24 protein-coding genes, 1 tRNA gene and 1 pseudogene are annotated in these 23,038 nt (G+C 68.4%); 18 read left to right on the top strand and 8 right to left on the bottom strand.

Annotated elements, in window-relative coordinates; all coding sequences use genetic code 11:
• The first annotated feature begins 22 nt into the window (after positions 1-22).
• From GSI01S_RS10825 to GSI01S_RS10800, 6 genes are all read left to right on the top strand, one after another.
• The gene (locus GSI01S_RS10825; protein WP_006896595.1) at positions 23-595 is read left to right on the top strand and encodes a PadR family transcriptional regulator; all 573 of its coding nucleotides are present in this window, start codon (positions 23-25) and stop codon (positions 593-595) included.
• A 54-nt stretch (positions 596-649) separates the two neighbouring features.
• On the top strand, positions 650-2,710 hold the full coding sequence (locus tag GSI01S_RS10820) for an NADPH-dependent 2,4-dienoyl-CoA reductase (protein ID WP_006896594.1): 2,061 nt from the start codon (positions 650-652) through the stop codon (positions 2,708-2,710).
• Between the two features lie 73 nt (positions 2,711-2,783).
• The gene (locus GSI01S_RS19525; RefSeq protein ID WP_006896593.1) at positions 2,784-3,137 is read left to right on the top strand and encodes a putative quinol monooxygenase; all 354 of its coding nucleotides are present in this window, start codon (positions 2,784-2,786) and stop codon (positions 3,135-3,137) included.
• 47 nt (positions 3,138-3,184) lie between these two features.
• Positions 3,185-3,991 (top strand): mycolate reductase, encoded by an 807-nt coding sequence (gene cmrA / locus GSI01S_RS10810; RefSeq protein WP_006896592.1) that lies wholly within the window; start codon positions 3,185-3,187, stop codon positions 3,989-3,991.
• A 56-nt stretch (positions 3,992-4,047) separates the two neighbouring features.
• Complete coding sequence (gene orn, locus GSI01S_RS10805) at positions 4,048-4,647, top strand: oligoribonuclease (RefSeq protein WP_006896591.1); 600 nt, start codon at positions 4,048-4,050, stop codon at positions 4,645-4,647.
• A 102-nt stretch (positions 4,648-4,749) separates the two neighbouring features.
• A tRNA-His gene (locus tag GSI01S_RS10800) sits at positions 4,750-4,822 on the top strand.
• A 152-nt stretch (positions 4,823-4,974) separates the two neighbouring features.
• Here the strand turns inward: GSI01S_RS10800 and GSI01S_RS10795 are convergent.
• On the bottom strand, positions 4,975-5,178 hold the full coding sequence (locus GSI01S_RS10795; RefSeq protein WP_006896590.1) for a cold-shock protein: 204 nt from the start codon (positions 5,176-5,178) through the stop codon (positions 4,975-4,977).
• Positions 5,179-5,309: 131 nt separating this feature from the next.
• On the bottom strand, positions 5,310-5,453 hold the full coding sequence (locus tag GSI01S_RS20120) for a hypothetical protein (protein ID WP_156150521.1): 144 nt from the start codon (positions 5,451-5,453) through the stop codon (positions 5,310-5,312).
• A 98-nt stretch (positions 5,454-5,551) separates the two neighbouring features.
• On the opposite strand from GSI01S_RS20120, the gene GSI01S_RS10790 reads away from it, so the two are divergent.
• Positions 5,552-5,932: an FAD-dependent monooxygenase gene (locus GSI01S_RS10790; protein WP_006896589.1), complete on the top strand. Its 381-nt coding sequence runs from the start codon at positions 5,552-5,554 to the stop codon at positions 5,930-5,932.
• A 207-nt stretch (positions 5,933-6,139) separates the two neighbouring features.
• Here GSI01S_RS10790 and GSI01S_RS10785 read toward each other — a convergent pair whose 3' ends face one another.
• From GSI01S_RS10785 to GSI01S_RS10760, 6 genes are all read right to left on the bottom strand, one after another.
• Entirely contained in the window at positions 6,140-8,374 is a 2,235-nt protein-coding gene (locus GSI01S_RS10785; RefSeq protein ID WP_006896588.1) for an NADP-dependent isocitrate dehydrogenase, read from the bottom strand.
• Between the two features lie 192 nt (positions 8,375-8,566).
• Positions 8,567-9,187, bottom strand: coding sequence for a DNA-3-methyladenine glycosylase I (locus GSI01S_RS10780; RefSeq protein WP_006896587.1), 621 nt, complete (start codon positions 9,185-9,187; stop codon positions 8,567-8,569).
• Between the two features lie 50 nt (positions 9,188-9,237).
• Positions 9,238-9,837, bottom strand: a complete 600-nt coding sequence (locus GSI01S_RS10775; RefSeq protein WP_051999646.1) for an alpha-ketoglutarate-dependent dioxygenase AlkB family protein — start codon at positions 9,835-9,837, stop codon at positions 9,238-9,240.
• A 74-nt stretch (positions 9,838-9,911) separates the two neighbouring features.
• Positions 9,912-10,496, bottom strand: coding sequence for a methylated-DNA--[protein]-cysteine S-methyltransferase (locus GSI01S_RS10770; protein ID WP_006896585.1), 585 nt, complete (start codon positions 10,494-10,496; stop codon positions 9,912-9,914).
• Positions 10,493-10,996, bottom strand: coding sequence for an RNA polymerase sigma factor (locus GSI01S_RS10765; protein WP_006896584.1), 504 nt, complete (start codon positions 10,994-10,996; stop codon positions 10,493-10,495). The genes GSI01S_RS10770 and GSI01S_RS10765 overlap by 4 nt, the downstream gene beginning before the upstream one ends.
• 9 nt (positions 10,997-11,005) lie before the next feature.
• Positions 11,006-11,515 (bottom strand): methylated-DNA--[protein]-cysteine S-methyltransferase, encoded by a 510-nt coding sequence (locus GSI01S_RS10760; protein ID WP_039867493.1) that lies wholly within the window; start codon positions 11,513-11,515, stop codon positions 11,006-11,008.
• 107 nt (positions 11,516-11,622) lie between these two features.
• On the opposite strand from GSI01S_RS10760, the gene GSI01S_RS10755 reads away from it, so the two are divergent.
• The 11 genes and pseudogenes from GSI01S_RS10755 to GSI01S_RS10700 all read left to right on the top strand — a co-directional run bounded on the left by GSI01S_RS10755 (position 11,623) and on the right by GSI01S_RS10700 (position 23,024).
• Positions 11,623-12,459: a bifunctional hydroxymethylpyrimidine kinase/phosphomethylpyrimidine kinase gene (locus GSI01S_RS10755; RefSeq protein WP_006896582.1), complete on the top strand. Its 837-nt coding sequence runs from the start codon at positions 11,623-11,625 to the stop codon at positions 12,457-12,459.
• 60 nt (positions 12,460-12,519) lie between these two features.
• Positions 12,520-12,930, top strand: coding sequence for a DNA-binding transcriptional response regulator (locus GSI01S_RS10750; protein ID WP_006896581.1), 411 nt, complete (start codon positions 12,520-12,522; stop codon positions 12,928-12,930).
• Between the two features lie 137 nt (positions 12,931-13,067).
• Positions 13,068-13,430 carry an NADH-quinone oxidoreductase subunit A gene (locus GSI01S_RS10745; protein WP_006896580.1) on the top strand — a complete coding sequence of 121 codons (363 nt, stop codon included), beginning with the start codon at positions 13,068-13,070 and terminating at the stop codon, positions 13,428-13,430.
• Positions 13,431-13,467: 37 nt separating this feature from the next.
• Positions 13,468-14,022 (top strand): NuoB/complex I 20 kDa subunit family protein, encoded by a 555-nt coding sequence (locus GSI01S_RS10740; RefSeq protein ID WP_006896579.1) that lies wholly within the window; start codon positions 13,468-13,470, stop codon positions 14,020-14,022.
• Positions 14,019-14,711 carry an NADH-quinone oxidoreductase subunit C gene (locus GSI01S_RS10735; protein WP_006896578.1) on the top strand — a complete coding sequence of 231 codons (693 nt, stop codon included), beginning with the start codon at positions 14,019-14,021 and terminating at the stop codon, positions 14,709-14,711. Before GSI01S_RS10740 ends, GSI01S_RS10735 begins: the two co-directional genes overlap by 4 nt.
• The gene (gene nuoD / locus GSI01S_RS10730; RefSeq protein ID WP_006896577.1) at positions 14,711-16,018 is read left to right on the top strand and encodes an NADH dehydrogenase (quinone) subunit D; all 1,308 of its coding nucleotides are present in this window, start codon (positions 14,711-14,713) and stop codon (positions 16,016-16,018) included. Before GSI01S_RS10735 ends, nuoD begins: the two co-directional genes overlap by 1 nt.
• Positions 16,015-18,059 (top strand): annotated as a pseudogene (gene nuoF, locus GSI01S_RS10720) (NADH-quinone oxidoreductase subunit NuoF). Before nuoD ends, nuoF begins: the two are co-directional and overlap by 4 nt.
• Positions 18,056-20,455, top strand: coding sequence for an NADH-quinone oxidoreductase subunit G (locus tag GSI01S_RS10715; RefSeq protein ID WP_006896574.1), 2,400 nt, complete (start codon positions 18,056-18,058; stop codon positions 20,453-20,455). Before nuoF ends, GSI01S_RS10715 begins: the two are co-directional and overlap by 4 nt.
• Entirely contained in the window at positions 20,448-21,725 is a 1,278-nt protein-coding gene (gene nuoH, locus GSI01S_RS10710) for an NADH-quinone oxidoreductase subunit NuoH (protein ID WP_006896573.1), read from the top strand. Before GSI01S_RS10715 ends, nuoH begins: the two co-directional genes overlap by 8 nt.
• The gene (gene nuoI / locus GSI01S_RS10705; RefSeq protein ID WP_006896572.1) at positions 21,718-22,236 is read left to right on the top strand and encodes an NADH-quinone oxidoreductase subunit NuoI; all 519 of its coding nucleotides are present in this window, start codon (positions 21,718-21,720) and stop codon (positions 22,234-22,236) included. The genes nuoH and nuoI overlap by 8 nt, the downstream gene beginning before the upstream one ends.
• A complete protein-coding gene (locus GSI01S_RS10700; RefSeq protein WP_006896571.1) occupies positions 22,233-23,024 on the top strand; it encodes an NADH-quinone oxidoreductase subunit J in 792 nt (263 codons plus the stop codon). Before nuoI ends, GSI01S_RS10700 begins: the two co-directional genes overlap by 4 nt.
• Positions 23,025-23,038 lie beyond the last annotated feature (14 nt).

Below are 23,038 nucleotides of genomic sequence, written 5' to 3'. Positions count from 1 at the left end.
GTGCATTGCTACGGTGTCACGCATGGCACTCGAGCACGCGATCCTCGTCTCGCTCTCCGAGCGGCCCGGGACCGGGTACGAGATCGGGCAGCAGTTCTCGCGGTCGATCGGATACTTCTGGTCGGCTACGCACCAGCAGATCTATCGGACGCTCAAGAAGCTGCACTCCGACGGGCTGGTGAGCTTCGAATCCGTGGCACAGGACGGCCGCCCGGACAAGAAGGTGTACACGCTCTCGCAGGCGGGACGCGACATGCTCGCCGAGTGGGTGAACAGCCCGACGCCGCTCCCGCCGCTGCGCAGCGATCTCGGAGTCAAGCTGCGCGCCGCCGATCTCGGCGACCTGCCGACGGTGATGGCCGAACTCCGCGCCCACCGCGACGAGGCCGCCGCGATGCTCGAGGTGTATCGGGGATGGGTGGAGCAGTACTACCCCGATCCCGATGCCTTGTCCGGACGCAAGCTGAACCAGTACCTGGTGCTCCGCGGCGGGGTCCGGATGAGCGAGCAGACCGTCGACTGGTGCGACGAGGTGCTCGACCGCTTCCAGCGCGAACTCGAGCGCTCTGCCGCCGTCGCCGCCCCGCAGCACTGAATTCCACAGAAACCACTGCATCCCACCGATACCCACAACGAGAAAGGTCGCCCAATGACAGCCCAGACGGCGCCCAACGCCCACTTCCCCAGACTGTTCGAACCGCTTCGGATCGGCGGGATCACGCTCGACAACCGCGTCGTCATGGGATCGATGCACACCGGCCTGGAGGACCGGTTGTGGGACACGCCCAAACTCGCCGCCTACTACGCCGAACGCGCCCGCGGCGGCGTCGGGCTCATCATCACGGGCGGTTTCGCACCGTCGCGCACCGGACAGCTGCTGCCCTTCGCGGGCAAGATGACGAACCGTGCCGATGTGCTCCGGCACCGCGAGTTCACCAAGGCCGTCCATGCCGAGGGCGGAAAGATCGCCTTGCAGATCATTCACGCGGGGCGCTACGGGTATACGCCCTTCAAGGTCGCCGCCGGCAGCGAGCCGAGCCCGATTCACCCGTTCAAACACCTCAAGATGACCGAGCAGATCATCTGGCATGTGATCCGCTCATTCGGCACCGCGGCGCAGCTCGCGCACCGAGCCGGCTACGACGCGATCGAGCTGATGGGCGGCGAGGGATACCTGATCAACCAGTTCCTCTGCCCGCACACCAACGACCGCACCGACAAGTGGGGCGGCAGCACCGAGAACCGTCAGCGCTTCCTCGTCGAGATCATCAAGGACGTGCGCAGGAAGGTGCCGCGCGAGTTCCCGGTCATCCTGCGCCAGAGCGTCGCCGACTTCGTGAAGAACGGACAGACCTTCGACGAGATCGCACTGCTCGCCAAGCGGGCCGAGGAACACGGCGTCGACGCCATCAACACCGACATCGGCTGGCACGAGGCCCAGGTACCGACGATCGTGACGTCGGTACCGCGGGGCGCGTTCGTCAAGTTCACCGAGCGGCTGCGCGATGTGGTGGACATCCCGCTGATCGCGTCCAACCGCATCAACACCCCGGACTTCGCCGAGGAGATCCTCGAGCGCGGCAAGGTGGACGCGGTGTCGATGGCCCGCCCGCTGCTGGCCGACCCGGAGTTCGTCGACAAGGCGCGCACCGGCCGCGCCGACGAGATCAACACGTGCATCGGCTGCAATCAGGCGTGCCTGGATCACGCCTTCGTCGGTCAGAAGGTCTCGTGCCTGCTGAACCCGCGCGCCGGCCGCGAGACGGTCCTCACCCTGGGGGCCACCCGCACGGCCAAGCGGGTGGCCGTCGTCGGAGCCGGTCCCGCCGGGCTGTCGGCGGCCGTCTCCGCCGCGCAGCGCGGCCACCGCGTCGACCTCTACGAGGCCGGGCCGGCCATCGGCGGGCAGTTCTCCATCGCCGCCCGCATCCCCGGCAAGGAGGAGTTCAACGAGACCATCCGGTACTTCACCCGCCAGCTCGAGATCAACCACGTCGCCGTTCACCTCGACACCCGGGTGGGCGCACAGGAGCTCATCGACGGCGGGTACGACCAGGTGATCGTCGCGACCGGCGTGGTCCCGCGCGTGCCTGCGATCGACGGCATCGACCACCCGATGGTCATGTCGTACGCCGACGCGGTCCTCGGCCACCGCGAGGTCGGCAAGCGCGTGGCCGTCATCGGTGCGGGCGGCATCGGATTCGACGTCACCGAATTCCTCACCACCGATGAGTCGCCGACACTGAACCTCAAGGAATGGGAGCAGGAGTGGGGCGTCACCGACGACCTCGACACTCCCGGCTTCCTGACCGAGCCGAGGCCGATGCCCGCCGTGCGCGAGGTGTACATGGTGCAGCGCAAGCCGGGCAAGCAGGGCAAGTCGCTCGGCAAGACCACCGGCTGGGTGCATCGTGCCGCGGTCAAGATGAAGGGCGTCGAACAGATCTCCGGCGCCACCTACGACAGGATCGACGACGCCGGCCTGCACATCACGCTGCACGACAAGGAGGGCAACGAGGTCGGCAAGCGCCTGCTCGAGGTGGACAACGTCGTCGTCTGCGCCGGTCAGGAATCGGTGCGCGACTTGGTCGACCCGCTGACCGCGGCCGGTGTGATCACCCACGTCATCGGCGGTGCCGACCTCGCGTCCGAACTCGACGCCAAGCGCGCCATCCGGCAGGGCACGGAGGTCGCCGCGGGCTTGCCGTGAGGTGCTGCTCTCTACGATGACTCGGTACCCGCATCGGAACGACGGCGCCCGCAACCAGAAGAGAAGAGCCCGAATGAACGAGAACGAGATCGTCATGATCGCCACCTTCCCGAACATCCCGGAGGAGAACGTCGCCGCGTTCACGGCGGCCGTCGCCGAGTCCCTCGACGCGGTGCGGACGGAGAAGGGCAACCTGCAGTACGACTGGTTCATGGACGACGACCGCAGCCGATGCGTGGTGCTGGAGCGCTACCGAGACGCGGCGGCGGTGGTCGAACACGTCGGCAATGTGGCCGAGGTCCTTCCGCGGCTGGCTCAGCTCGGGGGCGGGGTGGAGATCGACGTACTCGGCACGCTCCCCGCGGACCTGCACGCCGCACTCGAATCCCGCGTGCGAGCAATCCACGGTCTCGTCGCGGGCAAGTAGCCGACACCTTTCGGCCGATGTCCGAGGCCGTCGATACGATGTGGCCCATGTTGATGCCGCCTCGTTCGTCTGCCCGCGCCGTGGTCACCGGAGCGTCCTCCGGCATCGGAATGGCGTTGGCGCGGACGCTCGCCGCTCGCGGCCACTCGGTGATCCTGGTGGCGCGGCGGGAGAACGTACTTCATGAGCTCGCCATCGAACTGCGGTCGCGATTCCAGGTGGACGCGGACGTGCGGGCGGCGGACCTCTCCGATCTCGACGCGGTCGACGCACTGTGCGACGAACTGTCGAGTCGCGAGATCTCCATCCTCTGCAATAACGCGGGGATCGCGACCTTCGGGCCGCTCGCCGGCCTCGACTCCGCATACGAGCGCGCCCAGGTCCGGCTCAACGCGAACGCCGTGCACGATCTCACTCTCGCGGTTCTTCCGCAGATGGTCGAACGCGGCTCCGGCGGCATCCTGATGGTCGGCTCCGCCGCAGGCAATATGCCGATTCCCAACAATGCGACGTATGCGGCGACGAAGGCCTTCGTCAACACCTTCAGCGAGTCGCTGCGCGGGGAACTCAAAGACACCGGGGTGCACGTCACACTGCTGGCTCCGGGACCGGTCCGCACGCACACCCCCACCGCCGAGGAGGCGTCGATCGTCGACAAGCTGGTCCCGGGCTTCCTCTGGCACGATTCCCAGAAGGTAGCGGAGATGAGCCTGGATGCGTTGAGCCGCAACAAGATGCGCGTGGTTCCGGGGACACTGAGCAAGGCGATGTCCGTGGCCGGCGGCTATTCGCCGCGTGCCGTGGTCGCGCCGATCGTCGGCAAGTTCTACAGCAAGCTCGGCGAAGGCGAGTAGCTCGTACCGCGCACGCGGACAGACGGCGGCACGCCGTCCCGATTACAGTTGATCGAGTGCAAGACAAACTCGTGTGGATCGACTGTGAGATGACCGGACTGGATATCGGCTCGGACAAGCTCATCGAAATCGCCGCTCTCGTCACCGACAGCGACTTGAACATCATCGGCGAGGGGGTCGACCTCGTCATCCACGCCGACGACGAGGCCCTCGCGGGCATGCCCGAGGTGGTCGCCAAGATGCATGCCGACTCCGGGCTCACCGAAGAGGTGCGCGCCTCCACCGTCACGCTCGCCGAAGCGGAGAAGGCGGTTCTGGACTACCTGCGCGAGCACATCACCACGGCCGGCGCGGCCCCGCTCGCGGGCAACTCCATCGGCACCGATCGCGGCTTCATCGCCCGGGACATGCCCGAGCTGAACGCCTACCTGCACTATCGGATGGTGGACGTCAGCTCGATCAAGGAGCTGTGCCGTCGCTGGTACCCGCCGATCTACTTCGGTCAGCCGCAGAAGGGGCTCGCCCATCGCGCACTCGCCGACATCCGCGAATCGATCCGGGAACTGCGCTACTACCGCGAGACCGCCTTCGTTCCCGCCCCCGGCCCCGACGCGAAGACCCTCGAAGAGGTCGTCGAACGGCTTGGCCCCGCGTAAACACGCTGGTCAGGAACCGATTGGAGTTTCTGGGTGAAAACCGGCTAGAGTATGAGCCTGGCTCGGCAAACAACGTGTGAACGCTGTGCAGCTGCGCCGATGGTGAGTGTAGTTCAGTTGGTAGAGCACCAGGTTGTGATCCTGGCTGTCGCGGGTTCGAGTCCCGTCACTCACCCCGAAGAACGACGAGGGCCCGGACGGCGAGAACGCCGACCGGGCCCTCGTCGCATATCGCACGGACTCCTCACCCCACGGGCAAGAACATCCCGGCATGCAGAACGCCCCGGATCTCGCGAGAGATCCGGGGCGTTCCGTGTGTCTAAGTCTTTAGACTGCTGTCACGTTCGTCGCCTGGGGGCCCTTGGCGCCCTGCTCCAGGTCGAACTCGACCCGCTGTGCTTCCTCCAGGTTGCGGAATCCTCCGCCGGAGATAGCCGAGTAGTGGACGAAGACGTCTTCACTACCGCTGTCGGGAGCGATGAAGCCGAAGCCCTTTTCGCCATTGAACCACTTGACGGTTCCTTGTGCCATGCTGTGTTACTGCTTTCTTCAGATTGCAGGGGGCAAAATCTGCCCACCCGCTTCATAGAGCATCTCACAGATCTGCGAACTTCGCAGTGCCGTGGCTCACCGCGCCCGTATCGAGCACAGATGCCCAGCGGTCAGGTGATCGATACCCGCTGCAGGTCCTGGCCGATCACCACCTCGCCGCCGTAGCCATTCGAGGCCCAGTTCTTCCAGCGCTCTCGGTCGATCGGCGTCTGCGAGACGCGGTGGGTTACCGCACCGCGGAGACGTGCGCGCACGTCGACCTCGCCGACGGCACCGTGGAGCGCGCCGAGGTGGTGATCGCGGGACCGTCCCCGCCGAGACCCCGCGCGCCGCGGGCGTCGATCTGTCGGAAGTGGACGTCTACGTAGGGCCTCGGGGCCACTTCGTGCACTACGGCCTGCGTGGCGGAGCGATGCTCAACCAGGTGTACGTCTTCGAGTCGCCGAAGGCCCTCGCCGGCGAAGAGGACTGGGGCACCCCCGATGAGCTGGACGCGGCCTTCGAGCACACCGTCGACTTCGTCCGCGACGAAGTGGCCCACATGTGGCGCGACAAGTGGTGGCGCATGTTCGACCGGGAACCGCTCGACGACTGGGTGCACGGCCGTATCGCACTGCGCCCGGCACCGGCGCGCCGACGGCGGCGTCGACTGGGACGCCGCGCTCGCCGGGTACAACGCGGTCCGTCTGGAGCACTGCCGCCGGGCACTGACCACGTCCCGGGCCTGGGGTGAGCTCTGGCACCTGGACGGCGAGTCACGCGCCACGGCCCTGGATCCCGAGGACGAGCCCGCGATGTTCACTCCGGTTCCGCTGTCGACCGCGGACGCCCTCATCCCGCGCGAGGGTTCCGGCGCGCCGTCATGACCGGCAGACGACGGACGGCCGATGGTCGATGACCATCGGCCGTCCGTCGGTCGTCACCGGGGTGGGCGCGTACCTCAGCCGCGCGCCTGCTCCAGTGCCGTGTTGAGCGTCTCGCTCGGGCACATCACCTTCTCCAGCTTCGCGGAGTCGGCGAGGTAGTAGCCGCCGAGATCCACCGAGTGACCCTGGACCGCGGCGATCTCGTCGACGATCCGCTGCTCGTCGGCGGCCAGCTTCTCGGCCAGCGGAGCGAAGTGCGCGGCCAGTTCCGCGTCCTGCGTCTGCGCCGCCAGCTCCTGTGCCCAGTACATCGCCAGGTAGAACTGGCTGCCGCGGTTGTCGAGCTCGCCGGTCTTGCGCGACGGCGACTTCCGGTTGTCGAGCAGCTTGCTGGTCGCCGCGTCGAGCGTGGTGGCGAGGACCGCGGCCTTCTCGTTGTCGTACTTGCGGCCCATGTCCTCCAGGCTCGCGGCCAGCGCCAGGAACTCGCCCAGCGAATCCCAGCGGAGGTGATTCTCCTCGACCAACTGCTTGACGTGCTTGGGCGCGGAGCCGCCCGCACCGGTCTCGTAGAGTCCGCCGCCGGCCATCAGCGGCACGATCGAGAGCATCTTGGCGCTGGTGCCCAGCTCCAGGATCGGGAACAGGTCGGTCAGGTAGTCGCGCAGGATGTTGCCGGTCACCGAGATGGTGTCGAGACCGCGCCAGGCGCGCTCGAGGGTGTAGCGCATGGCGCGCACCTGGGACATGATCTGGATGTCCAGGCCCTCGGTGTCGTGGTCCTTCAGGTACTTCTTGACCAGCGTGATCAGGTTGTTCTCGTGCGGACGGTACGGGTCGAGCCAGAACACCGCGGGCATCCCCGAGGCGCGCGAACGCGTGACGGCCAGCTTGACCCAGTCCTGGATCGGCGCGTCCTTGACGATGCACATGCGCCAGATGTCGCCGGCCTCGACGTTCTGCGACAGAAGCACCTCGCCGGTGCCCGCGTCGACGATGTTGGCGACGCCGTCCTGCGGGATCTCGAAGGTCTTGTCGTGCGAGCCGTACTCCTCGGCCTTCTGCGCCATCAGTCCGACGTTCGGCACCGTGCCCATGGTGGTGGGGTCGAACGCGCCGTTGGTCTTGCAGAAGTTGATGATCTCCTGGTAGATCCGCGCGAAGGTCGACTCCGGCATCACCGCCTTGGTGTCCTTCTTGCGGCCGTCGGCGCCGTACATCTTGCCGCCGATGCGGATCATGGCAGGCATCGACGCGTCGACGATCACATCGCTGGGCGAGTGGAAGTTCGAGATGCCGCGCGCCGAGTCGACCATCGCCAACTCCGGGCGATGCTCGTGGCAGCGGTGCAGATCCTCGATGATCTCCTCGCGCTTGGACGCGGGCAGTGTGTCGATCTTCTCGTAGAGGTCCACGAGGCCGTTGTTGACGTTGACGCCGAGTTCGTCGAAGAGAGCGCCGTGCTTGGCGAAGGCGTCCTTGTAGAACACCTTGACGCAGTGGCCGAAGACGATCGGGTGCGAGACCTTCATCATGGTGGCCTTGACGTGGAGCGAGAACATGACGCCGGTCTCCTTGGCGTCGTTGAGCTGCTCCTCGTAGAACTCGAGCAGCGCCTTCTTGCTCATGAACATGCTGTCGATGACGTCGCCCTCGTCCAGCGGCACCGTCTTCATCACGTGCGTCTCGCCGTCGGCGGTCACCACCTCCATGCGCGCCTCGCACGCGTGGTCCATGATCATCGACTTCTCGCCCGCGTAGAAGTCGCCGTGCGTCATGTGCGCCACGTGCGACTGCGAGGCCATCGACCACTTGCCCATGCTGTGCGGGTTCTTGCGCGCGTACTCCTTGACGGCCTTCGGCGCGCGCCGGTCGGAGTTACCTTCGCGGAGAACGGGATTGACCGCACTGCCCAGACATGCCGAGTAGCGGTTGCGGATCTCCTCCTCCTCCGGGGTCTTCGGATCCTGGGGGTAGTCCGGGACCGCGTAACCCTTGGCCTGCAGCTCGTGGATGGCCGCGTTCAGCTGCGGAACCGATGCGCTGATGTTGGGGAGCTTGATGATGTTGGTGTCGGGCTTCTGCGTCAGCCGACCGAGCTCGGCGAGATTATCGGGCACCTTCTGCTCGTCGGTCAGATAGTCCGGGAACGCGGCGAGGATGCGCGCTGCGACCGAGATGTCACTGGTCTGGACGTCGATGCCGGCGGGTTCTGCGAACGTGCGGATGATCGGCAGGAACGCGGAGGTCGCGAGTCGCGGTGCCTCGTCGGTGAGGGTGTAGATGATCGTCTGGTCCGTGGAGGCCATAGGTGGAAACCTCTTATCTGATCGTCGTTCTTGTGGAACTCTCTGATATTTAGTCGCATCCATTGTCCCGCTGCCGGTGATTCAAAACGACTCGACTCGCGAATGCGAGACGTTGCACACACTTCTGATTCCGCTGACCTGCGTCGCTAGCTGTAGTAAGCGGCACAAACCCTCGCCCACACGGCGCCGGCGTCAGTCCGGCCATACCCCCGACGTCCCCCGGCGATGAGAGCCCAGCAGATGGGTGTCGACGATTCCGACCGCCTCCATCAGCGCGTACATCGTGGTCGGTCCGACGAAGGAGAAGCCTTCGCGTCTCAGCGCTTTCGCCAGCGCCTTCGACTCGGGCGACTGGGTGGGCACGTCCGCGTGCGTGCGCGGACGCGGCGTCTCGTCGGGCCGGAAGCTCCAGATGAACTCGGCCAGACCGCCCTTCTCGCGCAGCGACAGGGTGGCCCCGGCGTTGGTGATCGCGGCGAGGATCTTCGCTCGGTTGCGCACGATCCCGGCGTCGTTCATCAGTCGGGCGACGTCGGCCTCGCCGTAGCGGGCCACGCGTTCCGGATCGAAGCCGTCGAAGGCCCGGCGGAACGCGGGGCGTTTGCGCAGAATCGTCGCCCACGACAGCCCCGACTGGAAGGCCTCGAGACTGAGTCGTTCGTAGAGGCCCTGCTCATCACGCACGGGCACACCCCACTCGGTGTCGTAGTACTCGCGAAGGAGCGGATCGGTGCTCGCCCACACCGGGCGCGCGAGGCCGTCGTCGCCGACCACCAGGCCGGAGCCGGTGACGTCCTCGGGTTCTGCAGTCATGGTGTCCTTCCTGAAATCCTCACTCGCCCGTCACCGGCTTCGGCTCGCCATCACTCCGACAGCCCGGTGACCCGCATGGTGATGTTGATCCGGCCCGCCGCGAGACCGCAGTCGTCCGGCGCGGTGCCCGGATGGATGCGCTGCACGCCGTGATACGCCAGCCGCAACGGTCCGCCGAAGACGAACAGGTCCCCCGACTCCAGGTCGAAGTCCCGGTACGGTCGACTCCGGTTCTCGGTGTTGCCGAACCGGAAACGCGCCGTATCGCCGATCGACAGCGAGACCACCGGCTCGCGCGACACCTCGTCCCGGTCCTGATGCATCCCCATCCTCGCGCCGGCGTCGTAGTAGTTCACAAGCGCCGTGTCGGGCGTGTACCGCTCGGCGCTCGGATCGCCGGCCGCCGTCAGCGCCTGGCGCCCCAGCCGCACCATCCAGTCCGGGAAGCCGAGCACCCGGCGCCCGTTGACGTCGACGGCGTCGCGCGAGTACCGGTACGGACGCCAATGCCAGCCGAGGCAGACGGTCCGCACGCTCATCCGATGCTCCCCGATGCGCGCCGAATGCGGCGGCACCGGTCCGGCCGCCCACCGGCGGTACTGCGCGACCAACCACCGCTGCTGGTGCGGCGTGAGCCACCCGCGGACCAGCGCCGCGCCGTCCGGGAGCTCGGGCGGCGGCCGCCCCGGATCGTCGTCGCCGAAGAGCTAGTTCGGGCTCCCGTTCACGCGACACGCTCCAGCGTCAGCAGTGCCGTCTTCGCTTCGACGCCCCCCAGATAGCCGCCGAGGCTCCCGTCGGCGCGCAGCACCCGATGGCATGGGACGACGACGGGCAACGGGTTGGTGGCGCATGCGGTGCCGACCGCGCGCACGGCCCCCGGGTTACCCACCGACTCGGCGACCTCCCGGTACGACTGCGTGTGCCCGTACCCGATGTGCGGCAGATACCGCTGCACCGTCTGCCGGAAGCCGGACGACAGCCGGAAGTCCAGCGCCACGTCGAATTGCCGGCGCCGGCCGCGGAAGTACTCGTCCAACTGTGCTGCGACGACGTCGAGCCGACGCGGCGCGCGAAGTATCCGGGAACTCACCTTCGCGGCCAGAACGTCCAGCACCGCGTCGAAGTCCTCGCTCTCGAACGCGATGCGGACCAATCCGGCCTCGGTGGCGGCCAGGAGCAGCGGCCCGATCGGGGTCTCGACCGTCCGATACGCCACGTCCAGCAGCGCGTTCTCGTCAGCGGCTGTCGTGAGCCGGGCGTGCAGCCGGCCGAGGTCGTCCGGTGCGACCGGGAACAGGTCCGTCATCGCGGGCCTCCCTTCTCCGAGCAGGTGCCGGTGGTGCCGTAGGTCTTGCGCAGGGATCTGATGCCGTCGGCGGCGGCGCGCCGGACCGCCGCGGGCGTTCCGCCGATGATCTCGGCCGTCTCGACGTGACTGAGCCGAGCGAGGTAGTGGTAGCCGACCGCCAGACGCTGCCGGGGCGGGAGGTCGGCGACCGCGTCCCACACGTCCGCGTCCCCGGTTCCCGGCAGCCCGTATTGCGACTCCCGTTCGGGCACCTCGTCGATCGGCACCGCGTTCCGCGCACGCGCCCGGATGACGTCGATCGCCTTCCGTTGCGCCACCCGGACCAGCCAGGCTTCGACGTCGGTGCCCTCCTCCAGATCCGGCCACGCTCGCAGCGCCGCCAGAAAGGTCTCCGACCACGCGTCGTCCGCATCCGGGCCGGCACCGAGCACACCGCGGCACACGCGCAGCACAACGGCTCCGTGCTGCGCGACGATCCGGTCGAAGGGCTCCCTCATCGTGGATCGTCAGAACAGGCGGGCATCGGACACCTCCGGCGGTTCTTCGATCTCCAGCAGCCGACGTTTGCGATCCAGCCCGCCGGCGTACCCGGTGAGCGAGCCGTCCGCGCCGATCACGCGGTGGCACGGAATGATCACGCTGATCGGGTTGCGGCCCACGCACTGACCGACGCGCTGTGCCAGGCGCGGGTTGCCGAGCCTGCGCGCGAGCTCACCGTACGTCGTCGTCTCCCCGTACGGGATCTCTCTCAGCATCGCCCACACCCGTTCGGAGAAATCGTCTCCGGAGGTCGCGATCTCGACGTCGAACTCACGCCGGTCGCCGGCGACGTACTCGTCGAGTTCCCGGGCCGCCTGGACGAACACCGGGTCGTCGGCGGCGGTCGGCTCCCCGTACTCCGTTTCGGGCGGCAGATGCCAGTGGTGGGGGAAGTAGACGGCTGTCAGTGCCGAGCCGTCGGCGACCATGGTCAACCGGCCCAGTTCGGTGTCCACCACCGCGTGTCGTCTCGTCATCGCACTCACCTCGCTTTCCATTCATAGAGCAGACGTTCTGGCGACGCCGAGTGTGAGGTCCCAGTGGCGTCGATCATGTGTGTCGTACCGGTAAGGTGTCGAGCGCCATGTACACCACCGACGACGCCCGCGACTTCGAACTCGATCCGCGCCCGGCACGAGTGGTCGCCTTCGGGTCGCAACTGGTCTTCGGCTCCGTCGGTCTCAACGCGGCCATGCCCGTCTACGAAGAGGCCGGTGTCCGTTGTGCGGCCGTTCCCACACTCGTCCTGAGCAATCTCCCCCATTACCCGTCGGTGCAGACCGTCGAGGTCACGCCGGAATGGATCGACGCCGCCCTGCGCGACCTCGGCGCCACGGGCGCCCTGCGCGCGGTGGAGGCGATAGCCGTCGGCTATCTGGCGTCGCCGGGACAGGCGCACGCCATCGCCGCGTGGTACCGCTCACTCGACGAGCGCGAGCGTCCGCCGCTGATCCTCGATCCGACCTTCGGCGACTCGGACGTCGGCTTCTACACCGACCCCGCCGTCGCCCCGGCACTCCGCGACGCGCTGGTGCCGCTGGCGGCGGTACTCACGCCGAACCGATTCGAACTCGAGCACCTCGTCGGCCCCGGACACCCCGCCGGCGAAGCCTCGGATGAGGCCGACTCCGGCATCACCGGCCTGGCACGCAGACTCCTCCTCCCCGCCGGCCGCGCGCCCTCCGATCACTGCACCGTGATCGTGACGGGCGTGCACACCGACGAGGGCGTGATCGACAACCTCATCGTGACCGCCGACGAGCACCGGACCGTGTCGGGCCCGGAGATCGCGACCTGGGCGAAGGGACTCGGCGACACCTTCACCGCCGCACTGGTGACCCGCCTCATCACCGGCGACGACGTTCACACCGCGGTCGCCGCCGCGGCGGCTCGCGTCCGGTACGCGATCGAACACCGGTGACCGAGCACCCGCTCGGCGAAAGCACCCAGACGGCGACCGCATCGCACTAGGGTCGACACCGTGAGCCGCTCGAACAGTTCTCCGGCCGACGATCGCGTCACTGCGCGGGTCCTCGTCTACTCCGACGACTCCGGCACCCGCCGCCAGGTCCTCAGCGCACTCGGCGAACGCCTCCACCCCGACCTTCCCGATCTGGAGTACATCGAGGTGGCCACCGCGCCGATGGTGCTCGCTCACCTCGACGAGGGGACGGTCGATCTCGCGGTGCTCGACGGCGAGTCCGCGCCCACCGGCGGGCTCGGTCTGGCCAAGCAGATCCGCGACGAATACGACCCGTGCCCCCCGCTGCTCGTGCTCATCGCTCGCCGGGCCGACCGCTGGCTCGCCGACTGGTCGCGGGCCGACGCCACCGCCGATCTCCCGGTGGATCCGCTGGAGCTGCCGCGGACCGTCGTCGCGCTGTTGCGGTAGCCCTCGCGGACTCGCGACTTCACCGAGAAGTCCCACAGCACACGCAATTACGTGAGTAGGGTGTGGGTTGAGTCACAGATCATCTGGCACGTGATGGCCGTCTCGACCAGCACTGCGGAAGTGGAGGCTACGCCGGCATGAACGCTTACGGACCGATCCTCGTACTGGGTGCCATCGCGCTGGCGTTCGCACTCGTCTCCGTGGTCATCGCCTCCGTGATCGGCCCTCGCCGCCGCAACCGCGCCAAACTCGAGGCCTACGAATGCGGCATCGAACCGTTGCCCCCGACCGCCGGCGTCGTCCAGCGATTCCCGGTGAAGTACTACCTCACCGCGATGCTGTTCATCATCTTCGACATCGAGATCGTCTTCCTCTACCCCTGGGCGGTGGCCTCCGAGAGTCTCGGGTGGTTCGGGCTCATCGCCGTCGCCCTCTTCCTCGTCAACGTCTCAGTGGCCTACGCCTACGAATGGCGTCGCGGAGGACTCCGCTGGGACTGAGAGCACTGCGAACGAGCACGACCGAAGGAGGCGGGCAATGGGACTCGAAGAGCAACTCCCCGGCGGGTTCCTGCTGAGCACAGTCGAGAAGCTGGCGGGCTACATGCGCAAGGGGTCCCTGTGGCCCGCGACCTTCGGGCTGGCCTGCTGCGCGATCGAGATGATGGCCACCACAGCCGGCCGTTACGACCTCGCGCGCTTCGGCATGGAGGCCTTCCGGGCGTCTCCCCGGCAGGCCGATCTGATGATCGTGGCCGGACGCGTCAGCCAGAAGATGGCACCGGTTCTCCGCCAGATCTACGACCAGATGGCCGAGCCGAAGTGGGTCCTCGCGATGGGCGTCTGCGCGTCCTCCGGCGGGATGTTCAACAACTACGCGATCGTCCAGGGCGTCGACCACGTGGTCCCGGTCGACATCTACCTCCCCGGCTGCCCGCCGCGGCCGGAGATGCTGCTCAACGCGATCCTGATGCTCCACGAGCAGATTCAGCAGATGCCGCTCGGCGTCCACCGGGAGGAGGCGATCCGCGCCGCCGAGGCCGCCGCCCTCTCCGCCCCGGCGACCATCGAGATGAAGGGCCTGCTGCGATGAACGGCGAGGTGTCGCGGCCGCGGCCCGAGCACGAGGTGATCGGAGCACGACACGGCCTGTTCGGCGTCACCGGGACCGGCGACACATCGGGATACGGTCGCCTCGTCGCACCGATCACACTGCCGGGCAACACGACCCGCCCCTTCGGCGGCTACTTCGACGAGATCCTCGACGAGTTGGAGACCGCGCTGGACCGCCGCGGCGTCCCGTTCGACGACGCCGTGGAGAAGACCGTCGTCGACCGCGGCCAGATGACGATCTTCGTGACCCGGGAGCACCTGCTGCCGGTCGCGGCCGCGCTGCGCGACGAACCCGCCCTCCGCTTCGAACTGTGCCTCGGTGTCAGCGGGGTGCACTACCCCGACGAGGCCGGACGCGAACTCCACGCCGTGTACCCGCTGCGGTCGATCACCCACAACCGCCGTGTCCGGCTGGAGGTCGCGATACCCGACGCCGACCCGCACGTGGTCTCCCTGCTGCCGGTGTATCCGACCAACGACTGGCACGAGCGGGAGACGTACGACTTCTTCGGCATCGTCTTCGACGGACACCCGTCGCTGACCCGCATCGAGATGCCGGACGACTGGGAGGGCCACCCGCAACGCAAGGACTATCCGCTCGGCGGCATCCCGGTCGAGTACAAGGGTGCGACGATCGCGCCGCCCGATCAGCGGAGGCGGTACAACTGATGACCGGAGAATCCACGTTCACCGTCGCCGGCCGCGACTGGCAGGAGGTCGTCAGCGCGGTCCGCGAACGCGCGGCCGCCGCCCCCGACGACGAGCGGATCGTCGTCAACATGGGCCCGCAGCACCCGTCGACGCACGGGGTGCTTCGCCTGATCCTGGAGATCGACGGCGAGACCGTCACCGAGGCGCGGTGCGGAGTGGGTTACCTGCACACGGGAATCGAGAAGAACCTCGAGTACCGGACCTGGACGCAGGGGGTCACGTTCGTGACCCGGATGGACTATCTCTCGCCGTTCTTCAACGAGACCGCCTACTGCCTGGCGGTGGAGAAGCTGCTCGGCATCACCGATGACATCCCCGCGCGCGCGAGCGTGATCCGGGTGCTGCTCATGGAGCTCAATCGCATCGCCTCGCATCTGGTGGCTCTCGCGACCGGCGGCATGGAATTGGGCGCCGTGACGCCGATGTTCCTCGGCTTCGGCGCCCGCGAGACGATCCTCGACCTCTTCGAGGACATCACCGGACTGCGGATGAACCACGCGTTCATCCGTCCCGGCGGAGTGTCGCAGGACCTGCCCGACGGCGCCGAGGCGAAGATCGCCGCCGTCCTCGACGCGCTCGGCGCCCAGATCGGCGAGGTGGAGTCACTGCTCACCGACAACTACATCTGGAAGGCCCGGACCCAGGGCGTCGGCTACCTCGACCTCACGGGCGCCATGGCGCTTGGCGTCACCGGCCCGGTCCTCCGCGCCGCCGGACTACCGTACGACCTGCGTAGATCGGATCCGTACTGCGGCTACGAGAACTACGAGTTCGACGTCGTCACCGATACCGGCTGCGACGCCTACGGCCGCTACCTCATTCGCGTGGAGGAGATGAAGCAGTCCGTCCGGATCGCCCGGCAGTGCCTGGACGCCCTAGAGCCGGGACCGGTGATGGTGGCCGACCGCAAGCTGGCCTGGCCCGCCGACCTCGCCGTCGGCCCCGACGGTCTGGGCAACTCCCCCGAGCACATCGCCGAGATCATGGGGATGTCGATGGAAGCGCTGATCCATCACTTCAAGCTCGTGACCGAGGGGATGCGCGTGCCGTCCGGTCAGTGCTACGTCGCGATCGAGTCGCCACGCGGCGAGCTCGGTGTCCACATGGTCTCCGACGGCGGCACCCGGCCCTACCGCGTCCACTTCCGCGATCCGTCGTTCACCAATCTGCAGGCCGTGGCCGCGATGTGCGAGGGCGGCCTGGTGGCCGACGTGATCACCGCGGTCGCCAGCATCGATCCGGTGATGGGAGGCGTCGACCGATGAATGAACCCGTCCGCCTGGAGTTGTCGGCCGGTCCGCCGGTCTACTCGACCGGAGTCCCGCATCCGCCGGTGGAGTTCGCCGGTCCCGAGCACTATTCGGCCGAGGACACCGCGGCACTGGCCGACGACGCGGCCACGATCATCGGCCGCTACCCGCAGTCGCGCTCGGCGCTGCTTCCGCTGCTGCATCTGGTCCAGAGTCACGACGGCTACCTCACCCGAGCCGGGATCGCCTTCTGCGCGGAGCAGCTCGACCTGACCGCGGCGCAGGTGGCGTCGGTGGCGACCTTCTACTCGATGTACCGCCGCGCACCCACCGGCGACTACCTGGTCGGGATCTGCACCAACACGCTGTGCGCGGTGATGGGCGGCGATGCGATCGCCTCCCGGATCACCGATGAGCTCGGCGTCCGCCCCGGCGAGACCACCGCCGACGGGCGGGTCACCGTCGAGCACGTCGAGTGCAATGCGGCCTGCGACCACGCGCCGGTGGTGATGGTCAACTGGGAGTTCTTCGACGACCAGACTCCCGAATCGGTGCAACAGCTCCTCGACGATCTGCGCGCCGGCGTGCCGCGATCGCCGACGCGCGGATCGGACACACTGTGCACGTTCCGCCAGACGGCACGCCTGCTGGCCGGCGTGGAGGAGGCGCCGAAATGATCGCCGTGAGCCTGCCCTCGTCCACCCCGGAACCGGCCCGCGTTCCGATACTCAGCAGACACTGGGACGAGCCGGAGTCGTGGACGCTGCGCAGCTACATGGGCCAGAACGGGTATCAGGGGCTCAAGGCCGCGCTGCGACTGTCGCCCGACGAGGTGATCGAGCAGGTCAAGGCGTCCGGGCTCCGGGGCCGCGGCGGCGCGGGCTTCCCGGTCGGCACCAAATGGTCGTTCATCCCGCAGGGCCCGGCACCCGGCGGCGACGGGACACCGCACTACCTCGTGGTCAACGCCGACGAGTCGGAGCCGGGCACCTGCAAGGACATGCCGCTGCTCCTGGCCTCGCCGCACACGCTGGTGGAGGGGGTGATCATCGCGGCCTACGCGATCCGTGCCCACCATGCCTTCATCTACGTGCGCGGCGAGGTGGCCGGCGTGGTCCGCCGCCTGCGCACCGCCGTCGAGGAGGCCTACGACGCCGGGCTGCTGGGCCGCGACGTCCTCGGGTCGGGCTTCGCGCTCGACCTGGTGGTGCACGCCGGCGCGGGCGCCTACATCTGCGGTGAGGAGACCGCGCTCCTCGACTCACTGGAGGGCCGTCGCGGACAGCCGCGACTGCGGCCGCCGTTCCCCGCCGTCGCCGGGCTGTACGCCAGTCCGACCGTCGTGAACAACGTGGAATCGATCGCCAGCGTGCCGTCGATCATGCGCAACGGACCGGACTGGTTCCGCGAGTTCGGAACCGAGAAGTCGCCGGGCTTCACCATGTACTCCCTCTCCGGCCACGTCGCCCGGCCGGGCCAGTACGAGGCACCGCTCGGGATCACCCTGCGCGAGCTGCTGGCGCGGGCCGGCGGCGTGCGCGCCGGTCACGAGCTGAAGTTCTGGACGCCCGGCGGGTCGTCGACTCCGATGTTCACCGCCGAGCACCTCGACATCCCGCTCGATTACGAAGGAGTGGGGGCCGCGGGCTCCATGCTCGGAACCAAGGCGCTGCAGATCTTCGACGAGACGGTGTGCGTGGTCCGCGCCGTCCTGCGGTGGACGGAGTTCTACGCACACGAATCCTGCGGGAAGTGCACCCCCTGCCGCGAGGGCACCTACTGGCTGGTGCAGCTGATGCGTCGCCTGGAGGCCGGCGACGCCACCGAAGCCGACCTCACCACGCTCACCGACGTCACCGACAGTGTGGTCGGCAAGTCGTTCTGCGCTCTGGGCGACGCCGCCGGTGCCCCGATCATGAGCTCGCTGACCCACTTCCGCGACGAGTACCTGGCGCACTTCCCGCACGACGGGCATCCGGGCGGCTGCCCGTTCGACCCCGAGAAGTCGACGGTCTTCGCGTCCGTGTCGCCCGAGTCCGAGGGAGGCGCGCGATGACCGCCGCGGCGACCGACCTGATCACCCTGACGATCGACGACGTCGAGGTCTCGGTCCCGAAGGGCACCCTCGTGATCCGCGCCGCGGAACTGATCGGCGTGGCGATTCCGCGCTTCTGCGACCACCCGTTGCTGGCGCCCGCCGGTGCCTGCCGGCAATGCCTCGTCGACGTGGAGGGCCAGCGCAAGCCGATGGCCTCGTGCACCATCGTCGCCACCGAGGGGATGGTGGTCCGCACCCAGCTCACCTCGGCCGACGCCCGCCGCGCCCAGGAGGGCGTGATGGAGCTGCTGCTCATCAACCACCCGCTCGACTGCCCCACGTGCGACAAGGGCGGCGAGTGTCCCCTGCAGAACCAGGCGATGTCGGCCGGACGGCCGCAGTCGCGCTACGGCGGCGTCAAACGGACGTTCACCAAACCGGTTCCGTTGTCGAGCGAGGTGTTGCTCGACCGCGAACGGTGCGTACTGTGCGCCCGGTGCACCCGCTTCTCCAACGAGATCGCGGGCGATCCGCTGATCGAGCTCGCCGAACGCGGCGCGTTGCAGCAGGTCAGCGCGTACGCCGACGAACCCTTCGAATCGTACTTCTCCGGCAACACCGTGCAGATCTGTCCGGTGGGAGCGTTGACGGGCACCGCGTATCGGTTCCGCTCGCGGCCCTTCGACCTGATCTCCTCGCCCAGCGTGTGCGAGCACTGCGCGGCCGGCTGCGCCCAGCGCACCGACCACCGGCGCGGCGAAGTGCTGCGACGGCTGGCCGGCGACGACCCCGAGGTGAACGAGGAGTGGAACTGCGACAAAGGCCGCTGGGCGTTCACCTACACCTCCCGGCCCGATCGCATCACCACACCGCTGGTGCGCGGCGACGACGGTGAGCTGCACCCGGCTCCGTGGTCGTACGCGCTCGCCGCCGCGGCGCGCGGCCTGAGTGCCGCGGGCAGTCGGACCGGAGTGCTCGTCGGCGGCCGCGCCACCGTGGAGGACGCCTACGCCTACGGCAAGTTCGCCCGCGTGGCGCTCGGCACCAACGACGTCGACTTCCGGATCCGCACCCACTCGGCGGAGGAGGATGACTTCCTCTCGGCACATGTGGCGGGCAGCGGGATCGGACTGACCTACGCCGAGCTCGAGCAGGCGTCGACGGTGGTCCTCGCCGGACTCGAACCGGAAGAGGAATGCCCGATCCTCTTCCTCCGCCTGCGCAAAGCGGTCCGGCGTCACGGTCAGGCGGTGCACACCGTCGCACCGTGGACCAGCCCCGGTGCCGCCAAGCTCGGCGGCTCCGTCCTGCAGTGCGTGCCGGGGCGAGAGGCCGCGGTGCTGCGCGGCCCCCGCGTGCACGAACTGCTCTCCGCACCCGGCGCGGCGCTCCTGATCGGGGAGCGCCTCGCCGGGTGTCCCGGTGCGCTGACCGCCGCAGCCGAGGTGGCCGCCGCCACCGGCGCCAGACTGGCCTGGGTGCCGAGAAGGGCGGGCGAACGCGGCGCCCTCGACGTCGGTGCGGCGCCCAACCTGCTTCCGGCCGGCCGGCCGCTCTCCTCCGAACGGGCCCGGCGCGACGTCGCAGCGATCTGGGGTGTTCAACCGCAGGCAGCACCCGGCCGCGACACCGCGCACATCTTGAGTGCGCTCACCACCGGAGACCTGTCGGCCGCGCTCGTCGGCGGCGTGGAACTCGGGGATCTGCCGAGTCCGTCGGCGGGCGATGCGGCACTCGCGGCCGCCGGTTTCGTGGTCAGTCTGGAACTTCGCCGCAGTTCGGTCACCGCACACGCCGACGTGGTGCTCCCGGTGGCCGCCGTGGCCGAGAAGCCGGGCACGTTCGTCGACTGGGAGGGGCGCCCGCGTCCCTTCGACGTGGCCCTGCCGCCGGCGCAGTCGAACGGAGCCGCGCTGCCGCTCTCGGATCACCGCGTGCTCCACGCGCTCGGGCGGGAGATGGGTTTCGACCTGCGGTGCGACGACCCGGGCACCATTCACCGCGAGTTCGCGGAGATCGGCGGCTGGACCGGCGAACGGCATCGGCCGGCGCCCGGACCGGCCGCCGAGCGCGGCGAGCCGCCGGCGCCGGAGGCGGGCCAGGCCGTGCTCGCGTCGTGGCGGATGCTCCTGGACTTCGGCCGCATGCAGGACGGAGAGCCGCATCTGGCGGGCACGGCACGGCCGGCCACCGTGCGGCTCTCGGCCGCCACCGCCGCGGAGATCGGCGCCGCCGACGGCGAGCGCGTCGTCGTCTCGACCGATCACGGGGCGATCGCCCTTCCCCTGACGGTCACGGATCTGCCCGACCGCGTGGTGTGGCTGCCGATGAACTCCCCCGGTTCGCGGGTCTGCCCGATACTCGAGGCGGAGCCGGGCGCGATCGTCACGATCGGGAGGGACGATCATGCCTGACCTGTCGAGCTTCGGACACGACGCCTGGTGGCTGATGCTGGGCAAGTCGGTCCTCATCTTCGTCTTCCTGGTTCTGACCGTGCTCGTCGCCATCCTCGCCGAACGCAAGATCATGGCGCGGATGCAGTATCGGATCGGCCCCAACCGGGTCGGCTGGCACGGGGCGCTGCAATCCCTGGCCGACGGTGTGAAGCTGGCACTCAAGGAAGGCCTCACCCCGTTCGGCGTGGACAAGGTGCTCTACCTCCTGGCGCCGATCATCTCGGTGGTCCCGGCCATCATGGCGTTCGCCGTGATCCCGATGGGACCCGAGGTGTCGGTGTTCGGTCATCACACACCGCTGCAGCTCACCGACCTGCCGGTCGGGGTCCTGTACGTGCTGGCGATGGCGTCGATCGGCGTGTACGGGATCGTCCTCGCCGGCTGGTCGTCGGGATCGACCTATCCGCTGCTGGGGGGACTCCGTTCCACCGCGCAGGTGATCTCCTACGAGATCGCGATGGGCCTGTCGTTCGCGGCGGTCTTCCTGCTCTCGCGCACGATGTCGACCTCGGAGATCGTCGCGGGCCAGGTCCACCACTGGTACGTGCTGCTGGTGCTGCCGTCGTTCGTCATCTACGCGATCTCGATGGTCGGTGAGACCAATCGCGCACCGTTCGACCTCCCCGAAGCGGAGGGCGAGCTCGTCGGCGGATTCCACACCGAGTACTCGTCGCTGAAGTTCGCGATGTTCATGCTCGCCGAGTACATCAACATGGCCACCGTGTCGGCGCTCGCGACAACGCTATTCCTGGGCGGCTGGCAGGCGCCGTGGCCCCTGTCGATCTGGGACGGCGCCAACTCGGGATGGTGGCCGCTGCTCTGGTTCGTGGGCAAGATGTGGGCCTTCCTGTTCGTCTTCTTCTGGCTCCGCACCACGCTTCCCCGACTGCGGTACGACCAGTTCATGGGTCTGGGATGGAAGGTCCTGATCCCGTTCGCCCTGGCCTGGGTGATGGTGGTCGCCGTGATCCGGGAGGCCACCCGTGACTCGTCCGAGTGGACGGCGGGGGTGATCCTGGCGGCCGCCGGTCTGGTCGTCGCGGCGGCGCTGCTGTTCACGATCGCGCGGGTGGTCGGCCGGCGTCCCGGGCCCGCGCCCGACCGTCCGGATCCCGCCGCCCCGTTCGATCCGATGGCGGGCGGGTTCCCCGTCCCGCCGCTGCCGGGCCAGGTGCTGCCCGATCCCATGCTTCCGCGCTCGACGTCCAAGGAGGCCCCTCATGTCTGATTCCAGACTCCCCGACGCTCTCGCCGGCTTCGGCGTCACCTTCTCCGGCATGTTCCGCAAGACGATCACCGAACAGTATCCGGAGCAGAAGGAACCGACCGCCCGGCGCTACCACGGCAGACACCAGCTCAACCGGTACGCCGACGGACTGGAGAAGTGCATCGGCTGTGAACTCTGCGCGTGGGCGTGTCCCGCCGACGCGATCTACGTCGAGGGCGCCGACAACACCGACGACGAGCGTTACTCTCCCGGTGAGCGCTACGGGCGCGTGTACCAGATCAACTACCTGCGCTGCATCGGATGCGGACTGTGCATCGAGGCCTGCCCCACCCGCGCGCTGACCATGACCAACGAGTACGAGATGGCCGCGCCGACGCGCGCCGGAATGATCTACGAGAAGGACCAGCTGCTGGCTCCGATGGAACCGGGGATGAGGCCCACGCCGCACCCGATGGCCGAGGGAACCCGCGCGGAGAACTACTATCGCGGCGACGTGGGGCCCGACGCATGACGTCGATGCTGGTCGAGGAACTCGTCCGTACCTCCGGCACCGAGGCCGTCACCTTCTGGGTGCTCGGCGCGGTGGTGGTGATCGGGGCGCTCGGGGTGGTGCTGAGTCCCAAAGCCGTCTATTCGGCCGTCTTCCTCGCGATGACCATGATCGTGCTGGCGGTCTTCTACGTGATGCAGGGCGCTCTCTTCCTCGGTGTGGTGCAGGTGGTGGTCTACACCGGCGCGGTGATGATGCTGTTCCTGTTCGTGCTGATGCTGATCGGAATCGACTCCTCGGAGTCGCTGGTGGAGACCATCCGGGGCCAGCGATTCGCGGCCGCGGGGCTCGGCCTGGGCTTCGCCGTTCTGCTGATCGCCGCGATCGGCACCGCCTCGCTGGCGACCTTCGCCGGCGCCCCCGATCACAGCCACTCCGCCGCGCCCGGCGGCGGCAACGAGAACATCCGCGCGCTCGCCGAACTGATCTTCGGCCGCTATCTGTGGGCCTTCGAGCTCACCGGCGCACTCCTGATCACCGCCACCCTCGGAGCGATGGTCCTGGCGCACCGCGAGCGCTTCGGTCCGCGCCGCGGGCAGCGCGAGCGGTCGGTGGAGCGCTTCAAGAACGGCGGTCACGTCACACCGCTGCCTCCGCCCGGCGTGTACGCGCGGCACAACGCCGTCGACGTTCCGGCGCGCGAGCCGGACGGATCGCCGTCGAAGCTGTCGGTGAACGCGACGATCACCGCGCGGGAGATCGACGCCGCGCGGGAGGCGGAGTCCGATCCGGCGCTGGAGGACCGATGACGTTGGAGGAACGC

It is taken from the genome of Gordonia sihwensis NBRC 108236 (assembly GCF_000333035.1).
Taxonomy (GTDB): Bacteria; Actinomycetota; Actinomycetes; order Mycobacteriales; family Mycobacteriaceae; genus Gordonia; species Gordonia sihwensis.
This window is presented reverse-complemented; position numbering and strand designations above follow the sequence as displayed.

Excerpts from the sequence above, each read along its gene's own strand:
- cmrA (WP_006896592.1), top strand. The coding sequence starts at position 3,185 with ATGTTGATGCCGCCTCGTTCGTCTGCCCGCGCCGTGGTCACCGGAGCG.
- GSI01S_RS10755 (WP_006896582.1), top strand. The coding sequence starts at position 11,623 with ATGTACACCACCGACGACGCCCGCGACTTCGAACTCGATCCGCGCCCG.
- nuoH (WP_006896573.1), top strand. The coding sequence starts at position 20,448 with ATGCCTGACCTGTCGAGCTTCGGACACGACGCCTGGTGGCTGATGCTG.
- GSI01S_RS10765 (WP_006896584.1), bottom strand. The coding sequence starts at position 10,996 with ATGAGGGAGCCCTTCGACCGGATCGTCGCGCAGCACGGAGCCGTTGTG.
- GSI01S_RS10700 (WP_006896571.1), top strand. The coding sequence starts at position 22,233 with ATGACGTCGATGCTGGTCGAGGAACTCGTCCGTACCTCCGGCACCGAG.
- GSI01S_RS10780 (WP_006896587.1), bottom strand. The coding sequence starts at position 9,187 with ATGACTGCAGAACCCGAGGACGTCACCGGCTCCGGCCTGGTGGTCGGC.
- GSI01S_RS10785 (WP_006896588.1), bottom strand. The coding sequence starts at position 8,374 with ATGGCCTCCACGGACCAGACGATCATCTACACCCTCACCGACGAGGCA.
- nuoI (WP_006896572.1), top strand. The coding sequence starts at position 21,718 with ATGTCTGATTCCAGACTCCCCGACGCTCTCGCCGGCTTCGGCGTCACC.
- GSI01S_RS10795 (WP_006896590.1), bottom strand. The coding sequence starts at position 5,178 with ATGGCACAAGGAACCGTCAAGTGGTTCAATGGCGAAAAGGGCTTCGGC.
- GSI01S_RS10735 (WP_006896578.1), top strand. The coding sequence starts at position 14,019 with ATGAACGGCGAGGTGTCGCGGCCGCGGCCCGAGCACGAGGTGATCGGA.
- GSI01S_RS10820 (WP_006896594.1), top strand. The coding sequence starts at position 650 with ATGACAGCCCAGACGGCGCCCAACGCCCACTTCCCCAGACTGTTCGAA.
- GSI01S_RS19525 (WP_006896593.1), top strand. The coding sequence starts at position 2,784 with ATGAACGAGAACGAGATCGTCATGATCGCCACCTTCCCGAACATCCCG.
- GSI01S_RS10770 (WP_006896585.1), bottom strand. The coding sequence starts at position 10,496 with ATGACGGACCTGTTCCCGGTCGCACCGGACGACCTCGGCCGGCTGCAC.
- GSI01S_RS10760 (WP_039867493.1), bottom strand. The coding sequence starts at position 11,515 with ATGACGAGACGACACGCGGTGGTGGACACCGAACTGGGCCGGTTGACC.
- GSI01S_RS10740 (WP_006896579.1), top strand. The coding sequence starts at position 13,468 with ATGGGACTCGAAGAGCAACTCCCCGGCGGGTTCCTGCTGAGCACAGTC.
- GSI01S_RS10825 (WP_006896595.1), top strand. The coding sequence starts at position 23 with ATGGCACTCGAGCACGCGATCCTCGTCTCGCTCTCCGAGCGGCCCGGG.
- GSI01S_RS10745 (WP_006896580.1), top strand. The coding sequence starts at position 13,068 with ATGAACGCTTACGGACCGATCCTCGTACTGGGTGCCATCGCGCTGGCG.
- GSI01S_RS10715 (WP_006896574.1), top strand. The coding sequence starts at position 18,056 with ATGACCGCCGCGGCGACCGACCTGATCACCCTGACGATCGACGACGTC.
- nuoD (WP_006896577.1), top strand. The coding sequence starts at position 14,711 with ATGACCGGAGAATCCACGTTCACCGTCGCCGGCCGCGACTGGCAGGAG.